Genomic DNA, 15277 nt, shown 5'->3' on the forward strand with positions numbered 1-15277 from the left:
CCAGGCTTCCTATATACTGGAACTCGGAATGATTCGACGGAAGAACCCGTGCGTTTCTATTTCGGTGGAAAGGCGGCAGCTACCCATGAAGCAAAACATGCACATCGTCATCCTGACCGCCGGATACGGCAACGGCCATATCCAGGTGGCAAGGACGCTGAAGCAATCTCTTACCCTCTCGGGCGCTTGTACAGTCCGTGTGATCGATCTGTACCGCGAGGCCCATCCGGGAATGAATTCCGTCTCTCGGCAGCTTTATTTGTATAGCCCGTGGTTCTCCGCATATGGCCTGGACTATTACGGGTGGAGCTACTACGCGACCCGGGACCTCCAGCAGACGAGCGCCTTGGCCAAATGGGGGAATCAGCTAGGGATGAAAAAGCTGGTCAACCTGCTCCAAAAACAACGGCCCGACGCGATCATCAGCACCTTTCCTTTCGGCGGCATCACGGATCAGCTGCGAAAACACGGCATTCGGGTGCCGGTATTCACGGTTGTGACCGACTTTAGCCTGCACAACCGCTGGTTGTTCACGAGGCCAGACCGCTATTTCGTGGCGACAGCGGATTTGAAGCGGGAGATGATCGAACGCGGCGTGCCTGCGGAATCGATTGTCGTCAGCGGCATCCCGGTTCGGGAACCGTTTTATGAGCTGACGCGCTCAATGAGTCCGCAACCACTTCGATCCGCAGGTGGATCTCGATCCGTCCTGGTTATGATGGGCGCACATATTCCCTTACCGGACATCCAGCTCATCACCGCGAAGCTTCTGGCACTGCCGGATGTTCAAGTGGACATCGTCTGCGGCGGCAACGATAAGCTGCGGCGTCGCTTGGAGCGGCGGTTTGCCGGTCACGAACGGCTGCGTTTGTTTGGTTACGTCGAAGCGATTCATGACCGTATGCGACAAGCTTCCTGCATCGTGACGAAGGCCGGGGGCATCACATTGTCGGAGGCGATCCAAATCCGTACCCCCATCGTGGTCTACAAACCGTTCTCCGGCCAGGAGCGGGAGAACGCGAAATACCTCGAGCGTAAAGGCGCGGCAGTAGTAGCCTCTTCGCCGCGGGCTTTGACGGAGCAAGTGCATGAGCTTCTCGATTCTGAAGTCCGCCGCGCCCGGATGCTCCAGCAGTATGACGAACTTGCTGCAGGATGCGCCACCGAGACGATCGTCCGGGATGTGCTGCGCCTGGCGGGCCGTCTGCCGGCGTTGGCGGACGGACATTAAATCTATCCCTGCCGCACAGCCGCCGGCACACGAATATGAAGCAAGGAGCTACGCCCATATGAAACGTACTGCTCGTTGGATATCAGGAAATCATTTGACACCTGCATTTCTGCACTGCGCTGCCATTTTGTTTATGACGGAAATCGCCCGCAGCGCCTTTCTCATCTCGTTTTTACCCGCTTATGCCAAGGAACGCCACATTACCTTAGCGGCAGTTGGCGTAGCCATCTCGGTCCACTATTTAGCCGACACGCTGATTAAAGTGCTCGCGGGTTACGTGCTGGACCGGTTCCCGGCTCGGCTGATCCTGAATATCTTTCTGTTGCTGGGACTGCTAGGCCTGTTTGTCTCCTATGGGGTCAGCGCCCCGTGGGCCATCGTGCTTGGGGCCGGTCTGATCGGGATCGGGGTGTCGCCCGTTTGGCTGCTCTGCCTATCCGAAATTCGGGAGGACAGTCGCGGCTCACAGATGGGATCCATCTACACCATTTGGCTTGTTTCGCTGGGTCTCGGCCCGGTCGCCGTCAACTTTCTGATGGATCGCAGTTATACCTTATCTTTCTGGCTGTTGGCCGGATGCTGGACGGCCGGGTGGCTGCTAGCTGCCTTGAAACGGATGGATTTCTCATCCCGCCGATTGCTGGGAGACACGGTTCCGTTTAAGCAGCAAATGCGGCAAATCGGGAGTAAGCTGACTCAGATGAAGCCGCTCGTGCCCGGCATGATCGTGCAGACATTAGCAGCCGGCCTGCTGGTGCCCGTCCTACCGAGTTTTGCTTCTGAATATTTGGCGCTGGATTATTCGGGATATTCCATCGTGTTGATGGCCGGAGGCTGTATGACCGTATTATTGCTCATCCCGATGGGCCGGCTCGCCGACAAATGGGGTCACAAGTGGCTGTTGATCGCCGGATTCGGCGTCTTGGCCGCCTGCCTCGGACTATTGATCTACTCCCGGCAGATGTTCAGCACGATGCTGCTTGCTGTCTGTCTTGGCGCGGCATATGCTGCCGTACTGCCGGCATGGAACGCGATTCTGTCCCATTTTGTTCCCGATGAGCAGAAAGCAACCGGCTGGGGAGTCCTCTCCGGCATCGAGGGCATCGGAGTCATCCTGGGCCCGATTCTGGGCGGCTGGATGGCGGAGAGCTTCGACGTAACGGTTACCGTCGGGATTAGCGCCATGCTGTTGTTTGGCATCATGATATTTTACTGGATCCGCCCGGTACGCCAGCATCCGCCCGCGCAGCAGCGGCAACATGGCTAGCAAAGACGCTCGTTGGTTCGGTCTCCGTGGTAAACGTTACCCTGGTTGAAGGACGAGGGGCCGATAGATGCCCATCATTTTTTAGGGAAGTGGAGGAGTTGGAATGAGACATCGCTATTATCTTCGGCTGCGCGAATACGACAACCGGCTGTTTCTGTGGTGCAATCATTCGCTGAGTCATCCGTGGCTGGATCGGATTCTGAAGGGTGTGACCCATCTAGGGAGCGCCGCATTTACGATCGCGTTAACCATCTCCGTGGTCGTCTTCGCTACCGGTTCCTGGCAACGGGCGGGTTGGCATAGCCTGATCGCCTTGACTCTCAGTCATCTGCTGGCAGTCCTGATCAAGAAGCGGTTCCAGCGCACCCGCCCCTACGAAGCACTGCAGAACGCGAGGATCTCCATCCATCCGCTCAAGGACTACTCGTTCCCGTCCGGACATACGACAGCAGCGTTCTCCACATTGATCCCGTTCCTATTCGCGGCCCCCGGTCTGGTGCAAGTGCTACTCCCGCTCGCTTTCATCGTAGGCCTGTCACGAATTTATCTCGGAGTCCATTATCCCTCCGACGTTCTGGCCGGCGGCCTGGTTGGAGCCGTAACAGCTCTCCTCGTTGTCTTGAGCGCAGGTCTGGCCTAGCTAAAAGGTACGGAAGGCTTAGCCAGTAAAGTAGGACGTGCATGGCCGGGGAGCCTGTAACGATTCGCCGCTTGGTGCGAATCCGTCCTCTGTCCGAGGATCTCTCAGAGAAATGTTGTATTTCCTGCAGCATTTACGAACCGATCTCGGTCTAAGCCTCAAAATGTTGTAGAAATGGCAACATTCTCTCCATCCATCGTTCATACCGCCCTAGAATGTTGCACCTTTCTACCGTAAACTTGGGGGAGAACGGCACACTGCCGGATATTCTGATGTAAGCGCTTCACATTCTATAGAGAAAGCTGGGATATCGATGCAAGCCCAAACGATAATCAAGCAAGTCATCCAAGGAGTTTGGATGAGCTGGGAGCGAGTGTTCGATCTGTTCAGCCGAATGCGCTCCAACTACGCCGGAGAGTTCGGCATCTGCAAAATGTTCGTCACCAAATATCGCGGAAAAAGCATGCAATGCGAGGATGGCACATGGATTCAAGACGGCGATTGGATTGGAGAGCTCCATTTGGACAATCGCCAAATCCTCGCCATGCTGCAATCGAACGAGGCGAACCGCGTCGCCCTGATGACTGCCCGCCTCGCCAGAAGCGCGATGCGCCAAATATGCGCCGAAATGCAAAGAAACCCGCAGCTCAGTCAAGTAAAGGCGCTGCAGGGGATTACCTTATTGCATCGGGGCATCACGCACGGACTAGGCTTCGAGACACATCGCGTCGAACAGGGTGCCTTCCGTACGTTGACGACCTCCTACCTCCGATTACTTCTCACCGTCTTCCATCCAAGCAGCCGCAAACGGATCGATGGCCATACGGACAAGCTGATTCCGCTGAAGCTGGTCATGACCCGCGCGACGCTGATCCGGCAATTTGGGGCGGAGAAGGCGCTCGTATAGGCGCCCTATTCGCTGCCGGGTGATTCCTCCGCAAACTTTTCGTTGATCTCGTTGTATGCGCGCAGCAGTGTGTGCCGACCCGGGCGTACCCGATGCGCCTCCCGCAAGCTGCGTTCCAGCAGACCCGGTTCTACACCAAGCTGCTCCATGGTATTGGGGCCGCCAACGGCAGCCAACAATTCGCCAAGCTGGTGCGGATCCGGGATCAGTTGGATCTCCTGGCAGATCTGCTCCCAGCAGGCGGTGACTTGCGGCGGAACCGCCGCAGCAGGATGTATCCCCTGCGCCCCAAAGCCCTCATTAACAAGCCGGTGGTAGAGGCCCGCGATCTCCATACTGGCCACTCCTACTTTCGCTCCGTGCAGCAGTTGGCGGCGACCTAAACGCAGATACTCCATCTCCCAATAATGCGATAAATGATGCTCCGCGCCGGAAGCCGGATGAGACTGCCCGAACAGCAGCATCGCCAGACCGGATTCGATCAACGAGCTCATCAAGAGGCAAATCCCTTCCTCACTTCGCTCTGCGATGGCATCTACCGAGGCGACGCATTTATCCAATGCCTTTCGGGTAATCTCCGCTGCCAGCTCCAGATAAGGTTCATCAGCCGTCCACGAGCCAAACCTCCAATCAAACAAGGAGGTGTATTTGCCCAACATGTCGCCGAACCCCGCCGCCACCAGCTCCGGCGGAGCTTGCACAAGGACATCGAGATCGGCGAAAATCGCCTTCGGACCGATGGCCGGGATCGTTTTCTTCTCCCCCCGCAGAAGGATCGGAGCCCCCTTAGAGTTAAACCCGTCGACAGAGGGTGCCGTCGGAACGGATACGAATGGAATACCCGTGGTGTAAGCGGCGTACCGGCAGATGTCATGCAGCGTGCCTCCCCCGCAGGCTACGATGACATTCGCCTCCCACCGCTGAACATCCAAGATCAGTTCGATCAGCGAGGCTTCATCGGCGATGACGTCACCTTCCGCATCAGGCTGGATCATCGTGGTATAAACGTCCACTTCCCCAGATCCGCGTTCCTTCTCCGTTTCCAAAAGCATTACCAATTGCTTTCCAACCGCTTCATACGTATTTTGATCCACCGCAACAATCACATTGCGGTAGTTTTTTTTCGTGACATAGTCGGCTGCCAGCTGAAGCGCCCCCGTCTCAACCCGGATTTCGTCCAGGTCGATTGCCTGACGGTAAGGCTCTCCCAGTCCAGCCGCGAGTTCCCTGATGCGATGCAAAATATCGGTCATAAGTGGCTTCCCTTCTCTTCCCTTAATTCATTTTCGAACGTTCAATCCCTAACACGGAACTCACATCGCGGATCGAATTCCAGATATACTCCGGCTGAATCGGACTTAATCTCACAGCCCCAAGATCGGTTGAACCCGTAAGGACCAAGGCAGTCCTCATTCCGGCCGCATGCCCAAGCCGGATATCCGACTCCAGACTATCGCCGATCACCAGGCAGCGTTCTGGCGGCAACCCCAACGTTTCAAGCGCGGCTTCCGCCATTAAAGAAGAGGGTTTGCCAACCACAATTTCCACATCTTGAGCCGTCGCATGCACGATCGCACCAATCATCCCGGCCACGTCAATACAGTCGCCCCCCTCTCCGGGAAACATCCGGTCGCTATTGGTAGCGATGATCCGCGCCCCGTGCCGCACCGCACGAAATGACAGATTCAAGTCCTGATACGTTAGCCGTTCATGCAACGTAATCAGCAGCCAGCCTGCGTCTTCGGGCCGTTCGGCCAGAGGTACGCCCGCGATGCGCAGCTCGTCAATCAATCCCTGCTCACCCAGCACCCAAACCTGGCGTCCCTCGCCATGGGCCTGCAAATATCGTGCAGCAATTGTGGACGCGAGGAGGATTTCCTCCTCGCTCACGTCCAGCCCCATGCTGCTCAGCTTCTCCCGGCACATTTTCCGGGATATATTCCCGCGGTTACTGAGAAATACAACCTTCGTTCCCGCGGTCTTCAACCTGCTAATCGTCTCAACGGCACCTTCGATGGCCTCGTTCCCTCGGTACACTGTACCGTCCAAGTCAATAACGAGTCCCTCGATCATCTCTACCATCGGGACCTGTCTCCTATCTCTGACGTCAGTATCTGCATGCCCCGGCGGAGATGCAACGCGGGTAGCGGATTATTGCAGGTCATGCCGGTAACGCCACATTCAACGCTGTACCGCACCTGTTCCGGTTCGTCCGGACAGTAACTCCAAACGAGTAAACCAAGCTCACGGAACTCCTGAACGCGCTCCGGTGTGAGGAGTTTCATTTCCAACCCTAACGCCCACATCTTGGAGTAAGTTCCGCCCTCCCCATACACGAACCCCGACATCAATTCCGCAGGAAATCCTTGCGTCTTCAGACCGTACGAATCGTAAATATACGTTAATACCTCAGCGTCAAAACAGGTGAACACCGCGCGCGGCAGGAAGCCCGTTTCATCCAACAAAGCGATCGTCAGGTCCGCTGCTTGTTTCGCGTTTGCCGCTGGCTTGATCTCGACATTAAGCAGTACATCGGGATAATCCGCCAGCAGCGCGATCAGCTCCGCGAGCGTCGGAATTTGCAGCCCGGCAAACTCTCGGCCAAACCAGCCTCCGGCATCCAGCCGCTTTAACTCCTCACAAGTATAATCGCCGACCGCACCGGACCCGTTTGTCGTCCGGTCAACTGTAGCATCATGAATCACCATGATCTCCCCGTCCTTGGACAGGCGAAGATCGAATTCCATCATATCGACGCCCAAATCCAAGGCCTCGCGGAAGGCCAGCAGCGTGTTTTCCGGGTAAGCGGATTTATATCCACGGTGTCCCGCGATCATCACTGACGCATCCTGGTTTAAACGCTCGATCATTGTCGCTTCTCCCTCCCTTACTCCGCCAAAATCCGTTCTGTCTCTTTGTTGAACGCATCCAGTGCAGCCTGGATGTCCTGACTGTCATACATGATTGCTTCGATAGTCGAAAAGAACTCGTGCATCACTTCAGGCCATGCAACATCATTGTTGGTATCGATGGCATATTGCAACTGGTCGTACGCCACTTTCCGGTTGGGGTCCTTTGCCCACAAATCCTGAATTTCCGGCGATTCCACCATTTTCTTCGTGAAGGGGAGGTAACCCGATTGCAAAATAAACTGCAGCCCGCCCTGCGGATCGGTTTCCATCCAGCGGATAAATTCCCAAGCGGCCTCTTTGTTCGAAGAACCGGCCATCAAAGCAACGTTTGCGCCTCCGGTAGGATTCGCGTAAACATCGTTTTTCGGCAGGAACGCCGTAACATAATCAAAGTCCACGGAGCTGCTCAACCCCCCGATCGAACCCGTGGATTGAAACATCATGCCGATCTTGCCTTCCACGAACATGCTGTTGACGATGTTCCCGGAATCCTGCGCCGGCGGATAATACAACGCTCCCGTGCCTTGCAGATCCTTCAGGTAGCTAAATACTTCCTTGCCGATACCGTTATCGATGAACCCGGTCGAGGTATTTTCGTCGTTAAAGAACTTCCCCCCGGACTGAGAAATCATGGCGATCGGATACCAGGTATCGTAAGGCATCGACAACCCGTAACGCGTCACTTCTTTCCCCTCTTTAACGACCAGCGCGTTGGCCACGGTTTTTAACTCTTCCCAGGTCGCTGGAACCGCCAACCCGAGTTCATCCAGCATGGATTTGTTGATGTGCAAAATGGGGGTCGAGCGGTTCAAAGGCAGCGAAACCAGCTTGTCGTTGAAATAGGAATGGCCCATTAGTCCTGAGGTAAAGTCGTCCGCACTCAGCCCCGACTTCTCCATAAATGGCGTCAGATCCTCCAACACGTCCGAGTCAGCGAACATGAGCACATAGGCGCGTTCCAGCATGCTCACATCCGGCGCGGTGTTGGAAGCGACCGCTTGCTGCAGCTTGGTTACGGTCTCGTCATAGCCGCCTTGATAAGTCCCTACGACTTCAATATCGTTATGAGATTCGTTGAAACGCTGGATCAACGCATCCATGTACTCCCCGTTTTTACCCCCCAGCGAATGCCAGAATTGTACGGTCGTTTTACCGCCGGCGTTTGCGGCTGCCGTTTCCGTTCCCGTCGTCGCCGGATCCGCGGCAGTTCCGCTCTGCGAGTTTCCTGAATTAGCGGTGGAGTTCCCTCCTCCGCAGCCGGCTAAGATCCCCAATAACAGCGTTAAGATCACAATGAATTTCCCTTTACTTTTCATCTTTTCGTTTCCCTCCAATGAATGAATTGTTGTTGTATTTGAAAGGGACTGCGACCGATTGGCCTATTTAATCCCTGAGTATACGAATGCTTTAACGATGTGACGTGAACAGAATGCGTAAACGAGCAGAATAGGAACAACCAGCACAACGTTACCGGCCATGATAATATGCCAGTTGCTGATTCCCTCCGTCTCCCGCAGCATGGCGATTCCTAGCGTTAGCGGCCGGATCGCCTCAGAGTTCGTCATGACGAGCGGCCAGAAATACTCGTTCCAATGACTGACGAAGCTGAACAAGGCAATGGTCGCCAGCGCTGGCCCCGCCATAGGAAGCATGATTCTCCAAATCACTTTGATTTCCCCGGCATTATCCAATCTAGCCGCTTCAATAATCTCTTCCGGAATCTGCATGAAATATTGGCGTAGTAAGAAAATCCCGAACGCATTGGACATAAACGGGATGATCTGCGGCCATAACGTATGGATCAGCCCAAAGTCGGCCATCAACAGATATACCGGGATAAAGGTGATTTGTCCTGGTATCATGAACGCGAGGAGGACGAAACCAAACAGAACGCTTTTCCCTCGAAAACGGTATTTAGCAAAGGCATACGCGGCTGGAATCATCACCGCAAACTGCAGCACGATGATGGACACCGTAATAACGACCGAGTTTCTCGCATACATCAAGAACGGCCCCGCGCTCATTGCTTCTACAAAGTTGTTCCACTGTGGGATTGCTGGAATCCAGGTCGGCGGAAAGGCCAGCGTCTCCCGAAACGTCTGCAGCGAGGTAGAGATCATCCATAGGAATGGAAAAATAAATACCATGACGACCGCTGCTTTCAGCAATACGCCCAACACTGAGGCCAGGCTTCTCCAATCAAATATTTTCACAAGCGGGCTCCCTTTCCTCATTGATAATGAACCTTCTTAGCCAGCAGTCTGAAATAGATCAGAGTCAGCACGCCGATGATCGCCATCAGAACGGTCCCGGTCGCTGCCGAATAACCGATGTTGGTCGTCCGGAATCCGTAGATATAATAAACCAGCGTATTGGTCGCATTGTTGGGGCCGCCTCCGGTCATGATTTTGACCGTATCAAACACTTTGAAGGACCCAATCGTCATAATGACCAGGATGAAAAATAACTGCGGCGAAATCATAGGCAGCGTAATCTTGGTAAACACCTTGAACCTGCTCGCGTTATCGAGCGCAGCCGCTTCGTATATGCTGGGTGGTACGCTCTGCAGCGCTGCTACAATAATGAGCGTGTAGTAGCCGATATTTTGCCATACCGAAACGATAATGACGGATAAGAGCGCCGTCTTGGAGCTTTGCAGCCAATCGGAAGCGGGCAGTCCAAAGGATTCCAACATAAAATTGAGCAGCCCCTGTTCAGGGTCCATCAACCACAGCCAAACCAGCGATATGGAGACGATAGAAACGATATGCGGCGTGAAAATCCCGGCCTGCACCAGGGAGTTAATGCGGCTTTTTTTGTTCAGCCAAACCGCGATGATCAGGGATAGCCCAACCGTTAGCGTGACGACGCCGGCGGTGTAAATGGCGGTATTCCCTAATGCTTTGTAAAAATCGCCCCGCGTTAAAATTTGCTGAAAGTTATCCCAGCCGATAAACTTGCTTTTGGCTTTGTTCATCAGGTTATATTTGTAGAAACTCAGATAGACGAGATACAGGACAGGGTAAATGACAAACAAACCGATGCCCGCCATTGCAGGCGCTATCAACACATAAGGCCGGAGCCGCTCCCACAATGGTCGTTTATCCATGGCTTTTCCCCTTCAGCGCCTCCAAATAACCAGCAATGCCTGGATCGTTAGCGGGGATACGCAACTCATCGGCTCCAAAGAAATGCAGCTTGGAGGCCTCAACGCCAAGTACGACCTCTTGATCGACGTGATACGCGTCTTCCGGGGATTTCACCATAAAGGACAAGTCTCTCGATCTAACTTGGTAGATCGTTTCGGCTCCTAGCATCTCGCGGGTGACGATGGTCCCTTGAAGGGAATAGTGCGGCGTTAGCCCCGAATGTTCCCGTGCAGCCGTTGCTGCCGACAAACCGGCGTTCTCGGGCCGGAATCCGAATTTCACGCCGTCCACACCAAGATCGCCGATGTTCATGGACGGAACGCCGATAAACTGCGCCGTAAACAAATTGCTCGGCTGATGGTAGATCTCATGCGGCGGTGCCTCCTGCTGGATTTCCCCCTGATTCATCAGCACGATCGTATCGGCCATCGACATGGCTTCCACTTGGTCGTGCGTTACGTACACGAAGGTCGTGCCCAGCTTCTTATGTAGTTCGATCAGTTCAATGCGCATTTGCACCCGTAGCTTGGCATCGAGATTGGACAGCGGTTCGTCCATGAGAAAAACGGACGGCTTCTTGACCATCGCCCGGGCCAAGGCGACGCGCTGTCGCTGTCCGCCGGACAGAGCGGATGGCTTTCGGTCTAAATAGTCTAGCAGACCAACGGTTTCGCTAATGCTCTCCACAAGCTGTACCCGTTCCGCCTTGGGAATCTTGTTGTTTCTCAGACCAAACTCAATATTTTCCCGCACCGACATCGTGGGATAAATCGCATAGTTTTGAAATACCATCGCCACGCCGCGCTGGCCTGGTGGTATGCGAGAAACGTCCTTGCCGTCGATCAGCACCTGTCCGGAGGTTTGCGGGCCCAGCCCTGCGATCATGCGCAGCAGCGTGGTTTTGCCGCAGCCGGACGGGCCAACGAGCACGGTAAACGCTCCATCCTCAATCGTCAAATTGAGATTCTGGATGACTGCATTTTTCTCAAAAGCTTTGCTTACGTTCACAAATTGTATGGATGCCAAGTGTCATCCCCCTTATCCAAATTGTTGATGTGTATAGAAGTGAGCAGATAATGCGCAAATTTCGCTTCTTTTTGCTCACTTGAGCTTATCTCGATTGTAAGGATCATTCGTTTGGGGAGTATAAGACCAAATTCAAGGGGATGTAAATATGATCTAGATGGCTTTGGCGGATTCGTAGAATGAAGAAATAAGCCCTCACTTAATAGGAAGGAAGATGACTGCCGGTAACGGAATGCCTTGTGAGAACTCCAGTAAATTCCCTGAATCGTCGAAAAATATAGCCGTACTTTCCCCGGAATCCCTCTTGTTTGTTAACACGCAGAAAATATTTATTCGTTAGAATCAAGGGGAGTATCCCTATGAAAATCAAATCAGTTATTTGAAGAATTGCGCATTTTTGCGCATTTGATCTTGAGGAAGGAAGATGGAGCTTGCTGGCTGCGGATAGAAAACGACGCATTGTGGAGTATGTCAGACAGTACCGGACCGCTACGGTGGCGATGCTGGCTGCGGAATTTAACGTGCATAGCGCGACCATTCGCAGGGATTTGGCGGAGATCGAGCAGGAGGGCGCGCTGAGAAGAACGCACGGGGGCGTCATTATGGAGCAATGGACGCACGACGAGCCCTCTTTTCAAGAACGAAGAAATCAACATCTGGAGGAGAAGATCCGCATCGGCCGTCATGCGGCATCATTGGTGGAAGACGGAGAGAACATTATCATTGATTCCGGGACAACCACGCTGCACATCGCGACCCATCTCGTCAATCGCTCTAATGTCACGGTCATCACGAACGATATGAACGTAGCTGTCGAGCTGCGCGATGCGCCGGGGGTTAAGGTCATTCTCACGGGAGGAGAGTTGTATCCGTCAAGCTACATGCTCAACGGGATGTTCACGGATCATGTACTACAGTCCTTACATGTGGAGAAGGCGTTTATCGGAACGCCGGCGTTGCATCCCCAGCACGGTCTGATGCATCCTGAGGCGCTGCTGGTACCTGCCAAGCAGGGAATGATCAAGGCGGCCGGTGAAATTGTCGTCGTCTGCGACCATACGAAGATCGGTAAGCTCTCCCTGCATACCGTCGCCCCTAATAGTTCCATTCATACCCTGATTACGGGGAATGAGGCTACGGATTTCGACGTCAAGCCGTTTCAGGAGCGAGGGATCACCGTTCTCCAAGTGTAAACCGGGTATGCGTTAGGAAACCTGAGGAGCCGCCAAGAGACACCAAAACCGGGCTCCAAAGAGGAGACCCGGTTTCGCTCAAGCTATATTCGGCAGTCCGCGCAGCGGCAAATCGGCAAGCGAGACCGGCCTGTCTATCCCTTCACTCGAAACTTGCCCAACACCTGCTGGAGCTCGTCCGAAACCGCTGAAAGCGAGGCGCATGCGGCGTTGATGTCTGCGATGGCCGCCAGTTGAGTCGCCGAAGCGCTGCTCACTTCCTGCGCGGCAGCGCCCGAGCTTTGGGCGATATCCGCGATGACGTGGACGGAAGCCGTGACTTCCTCAATCCCGGCGGACATTTGTTGGGCCGTCGCGGCGAGCTGCTCGATTTGGTCGGCGATTTGGCCGTTCGAAGCGGAGATATCCGCAAAGCTGCGATCCGTTTCCTGCGTTAACGCAAGGCCCGACTCGACCTCTCCGATCACAAGGTCCATCGCTTCCAGCGACTGTTTGATGTCCGTATCGATCTGCGACATGACCTCGACAATTCGTTCCGATGAAGCCTCCGACTGCTCAGCCAGCTTGCGGACCTCGGAGGCGACGACAGCGAAGCCGCGCCCTTCCTCGCCGGCACGAGCCGCCTCGATCGACGCATTGAGCGCGAGCAGATTCGTCTGTTGGGAAATCCCGCGGATAGCCTCTACCATCAAAGCGATTTCCTGCGATTTGTCGTTCAGCAGACGGACCAGCGAACTGCTGGCCTGAACAGAACGGTCGATCGATTCCATCTGTGCGACCGTCCTGCGAACTTGCTCGCCGCCGTCGACGGCCTGCTGTCTGGACTGCCCCGCCAGCTCGGCGGCTTCGGAGGCATGCTCGGCGATATGCTGGACGCCGATCGCAATCTCCTCCATAGCGCGGGCATTCTCCGCCGTGCTCATCGTCTGGCTCTCCGCCCCTGCGGCAACCTGCTCGATCGAGGCCGCGATCCGAGCCGAGCCATCGTTGGTTTGCTCCGCGATCGTCAGCAGCCTCCGGGCAGCTTCAGTCACTTTGTCCGAGGCGAGCAGCCCTTGCTGCACCAGCTGCTGCAGATTTGCGCCCATCTGGTTGTACCCGGCGCTCAGCAACCCGATTTCGTCCTGCGAATCATCGCGGATAGTCGCCGTAAAATCACCGGCACCGGCTTGTTCCATCGCTTTGGCCAACCGGCTAAGCCGTTTTTTCATGCCACGCATATATCCCAAGATCAACGCGATAGAGATGACGAGCGCCCCCGCAAAAACAACGGCAAAACGCTGAATAAATGTTCCGCGGATGGTATTCATTAAGTGCTGCGACGCCCCCACGTACAAGATGCCGATAACCTCGCCGCTCTCCGATTGGATCGGCTGATACGCAGCCTGATACGTTTGGCCGACCACCACCGCTTCCCCGTAGTAGCTGCTGCCACCCTTGAGGACGACATCGGCCACTTTATCGGACACCTTCGTACCTACGGCCCGTTCTCCATCCACCATCACGTTGGTCGACACGCGCGTATCCCCTTGGAAAATCGTCACCGTGTCCTCCGTTAATCCCCCGATTTCATCCACGATTTCGAAATTCCCGCTAATCACGGTTTCGCCTTTGTAGAACTGGTCTCCCTCAATGCGCCAAGCACCGGGGTACTTGCTGTCCAGATAGCGGTTTACCAGCTCCAAATCGCTTCGCGCTTTGGCCGTAGCGAACGTCCTAATGCCGCTCTCCATTTGCTTAACCGCTACAAAGCCGATTGTTCCTGACACGACCACTAAAATGCCGACCACAATCAGATTGATTTTTGTCCCGATGCTTCGAATACGCATAGTTTTCGCCTCCTTACAACTTTCACTAAATCATAAGGGGTCCCGTAAGTTTTGTGTAGAAAAGGAAAGCCCAGCACCCCCAGTATTTAGGGGCCTGGGCCATATTTATTTTCCGCTAACTAATCGATGTATCCGGCGAGTCCATGCTCCGTCAAATAATCCATTTCCAAATCGAGGATGGTTTCCACCGTCAATTCGTCGAGCTTCACGTCGCTCCGGCTCAGGACATAATCCACCAATTCATCCCCGTCGATCTCTACCTCGCCATCGGCATTTTGCTGGGCTTGATTGATGAAATCCGCTTCATGCTTCAGCACCAAGCGAATGCTGTCCAGACTCGATTTCGACCGGTCGGCGATAAACTGGACAAGCTCCTGTTCATTGATTTGATCGCTCACAATCGTTCACTCCTGCCATATTGGGTTCAATTTGTTTCCTAGTCTGTCTCGTAGATGTAAATTTTAGTACGGTACATATCTCGGCAGGTGACGACCTCCGTCGGCTGCCAACCCGGTAGGGCAAAACACACACTGATCACCCGCGCCCCCGGGGTTAACCGCGCTCGAAGCAAGGGATCCAGCCGCCGCATCGCTTCAGGGTACAGGTAACAGATGACCGTACCCGCAGTTTCGTAAGGGAACTTGTATAAGTCTCCTCGCAAAAATTGCACCTGAGAATAAGCCCCCATCCGCAAGGCCAATCGGGAAAACAACCAGGGAACCATCGAGTTCTCGATCCCGACGATTCGTAGACGGGGATCAGCCCCGGCGATGGCCAGAGCCAAGGTTCCCCAACCTGCTCCCGCTTCGACGATGGGGCAGACAGGAACGAGCGGAGCCGCCCTATTAGGGGCGGCAGTACGTTCCAACCGCATAAGCTCCTGAACGACCGTCCGCCGGACGGCGGCAGATGCAGGCATCGGCGAAATCCCGTTTCTCCAGCTCCAATAGACGATCATCACGGCCGCAACTAGCAGGAAGATCAGTAAGACGGCGGTCAGGATCGGGGTAGCGAAAGCGGGCATGGGGACATCTCCTCGTGGTGATCTGGATCTTCTTATTGTAACAGACCCTGTCGCTACGCTCCATGAGGGTTGCCAGGAGTGATATGGATCGATTAATAA

General features: G+C 54.6%; 15 protein-coding genes. 5 read left to right on the top strand and 10 right to left on the bottom strand.

Going from position 1 to position 15277, the window contains the following annotated elements:
* The first annotated feature begins 85 nt into the window (after positions 1–85).
* The 4 genes from MKZ15_RS22365 to MKZ15_RS22380 all read left to right on the top strand — a co-directional run bounded on the left by MKZ15_RS22365 (position 86) and on the right by MKZ15_RS22380 (position 4045).
* A complete protein-coding gene (locus MKZ15_RS22365) occupies positions 86–1231 on the top strand; it encodes a glycosyltransferase (RefSeq protein ID WP_339818295.1) in 1146 nt (381 codons plus the stop codon).
* 58 nt (positions 1232–1289) lie between these two features.
* On the top strand, positions 1290–2498 hold the full coding sequence (locus MKZ15_RS22370; protein WP_339818299.1) for an MFS transporter: 1209 nt from the start codon (positions 1290–1292) through the stop codon (positions 2496–2498).
* 103 nt (positions 2499–2601) lie between these two features.
* Positions 2602–3138 (top strand): phosphatase PAP2 family protein, encoded by a 537-nt coding sequence (locus MKZ15_RS22375; RefSeq protein ID WP_155604798.1) that lies wholly within the window; start codon positions 2602–2604, stop codon positions 3136–3138.
* Between the two features lie 358 nt (positions 3139–3496).
* Positions 3497–4045 (top strand): polysaccharide deacetylase, encoded by a 549-nt coding sequence (locus MKZ15_RS22380; protein WP_239483803.1) that lies wholly within the window; start codon positions 3497–3499, stop codon positions 4043–4045.
* A 5-nt stretch (positions 4046–4050) separates the two neighbouring features.
* On the opposite strand, the gene MKZ15_RS22385 is transcribed toward MKZ15_RS22380, so the two are convergent.
* The 7 genes from MKZ15_RS22385 to MKZ15_RS22415 all read right to left on the bottom strand — a co-directional run bounded on the left by MKZ15_RS22385 (position 4051) and on the right by MKZ15_RS22415 (position 11132).
* Positions 4051–5298 (bottom strand): sn-glycerol-1-phosphate dehydrogenase, encoded by a 1248-nt coding sequence (locus MKZ15_RS22385; protein ID WP_339818301.1) that lies wholly within the window; start codon positions 5296–5298, stop codon positions 4051–4053.
* 22 nt (positions 5299–5320) lie between these two features.
* Complete coding sequence (locus tag MKZ15_RS22390; protein ID WP_339818303.1) at positions 5321–6127, bottom strand: HAD-IIA family hydrolase; 807 nt, start codon at positions 6125–6127, stop codon at positions 5321–5323.
* A complete protein-coding gene (locus MKZ15_RS22395; RefSeq protein WP_339818306.1) occupies positions 6121–6915 on the bottom strand; it encodes a glycerophosphodiester phosphodiesterase family protein in 795 nt (264 codons plus the stop codon). Before MKZ15_RS22395 ends, MKZ15_RS22390 begins: the two co-directional genes overlap by 7 nt.
* Before the next feature lie 17 nt (positions 6916–6932).
* Positions 6933–8273, bottom strand: coding sequence for an ABC transporter substrate-binding protein (locus MKZ15_RS22400; protein WP_339818309.1), 1341 nt, complete (start codon positions 8271–8273; stop codon positions 6933–6935).
* Positions 8274–8336: 63 nt separating this feature from the next.
* Positions 8337–9170, bottom strand: coding sequence for a carbohydrate ABC transporter permease (locus MKZ15_RS22405; RefSeq protein WP_193416985.1), 834 nt, complete (start codon positions 9168–9170; stop codon positions 8337–8339).
* Positions 9171–9187: 17 nt separating this feature from the next.
* Positions 9188–10066, bottom strand: coding sequence for a sugar ABC transporter permease (locus tag MKZ15_RS22410; protein WP_155604791.1), 879 nt, complete (start codon positions 10064–10066; stop codon positions 9188–9190).
* Positions 10059–11132: an ABC transporter ATP-binding protein gene (locus MKZ15_RS22415; protein WP_213622324.1), complete on the bottom strand. Its 1074-nt coding sequence runs from the start codon at positions 11130–11132 to the stop codon at positions 10059–10061. The genes MKZ15_RS22410 and MKZ15_RS22415 overlap by 8 nt, the downstream gene beginning before the upstream one ends.
* A 431-nt stretch (positions 11133–11563) precedes the next feature.
* Here MKZ15_RS22415 and MKZ15_RS22420 point away from each other — a divergent pair, with 431 nt between their 5' ends.
* The gene (locus MKZ15_RS22420; RefSeq protein WP_155604789.1) at positions 11564–12325 is read left to right on the top strand and encodes a DeoR/GlpR family DNA-binding transcription regulator; all 762 of its coding nucleotides are present in this window, start codon (positions 11564–11566) and stop codon (positions 12323–12325) included.
* A gap of 134 nt (positions 12326–12459) precedes the next feature.
* Here the strand turns inward: MKZ15_RS22420 and MKZ15_RS22425 are convergent, their stop codons facing one another.
* The 3 genes from MKZ15_RS22425 to MKZ15_RS22435 all read right to left on the bottom strand — a co-directional run bounded on the left by MKZ15_RS22425 (position 12460) and on the right by MKZ15_RS22435 (position 15178).
* Positions 12460–14154 carry a methyl-accepting chemotaxis protein gene (locus MKZ15_RS22425; protein ID WP_339818312.1) on the bottom strand — a complete coding sequence of 565 codons (1695 nt, stop codon included), beginning with the start codon at positions 14152–14154 and terminating at the stop codon, positions 12460–12462.
* A gap of 119 nt (positions 14155–14273) precedes the next feature.
* Entirely contained in the window at positions 14274–14552 is a 279-nt protein-coding gene (locus MKZ15_RS22430; protein WP_193416981.1) for a hypothetical protein, read from the bottom strand.
* A 38-nt stretch (positions 14553–14590) separates the two neighbouring features.
* Positions 14591–15178: a class I SAM-dependent methyltransferase gene (locus MKZ15_RS22435; RefSeq protein WP_339818314.1), complete on the bottom strand. Its 588-nt coding sequence runs from the start codon at positions 15176–15178 to the stop codon at positions 14591–14593.
* Positions 15179–15277 lie beyond the last annotated feature (99 nt).

The organism is Paenibacillus sp. FSL R7-0216 (assembly GCF_037969915.1).
GTDB classification, from domain to species: Bacteria; Bacillota; Bacilli; order Paenibacillales; family Paenibacillaceae; genus Fontibacillus; species Fontibacillus rhizolycopersici.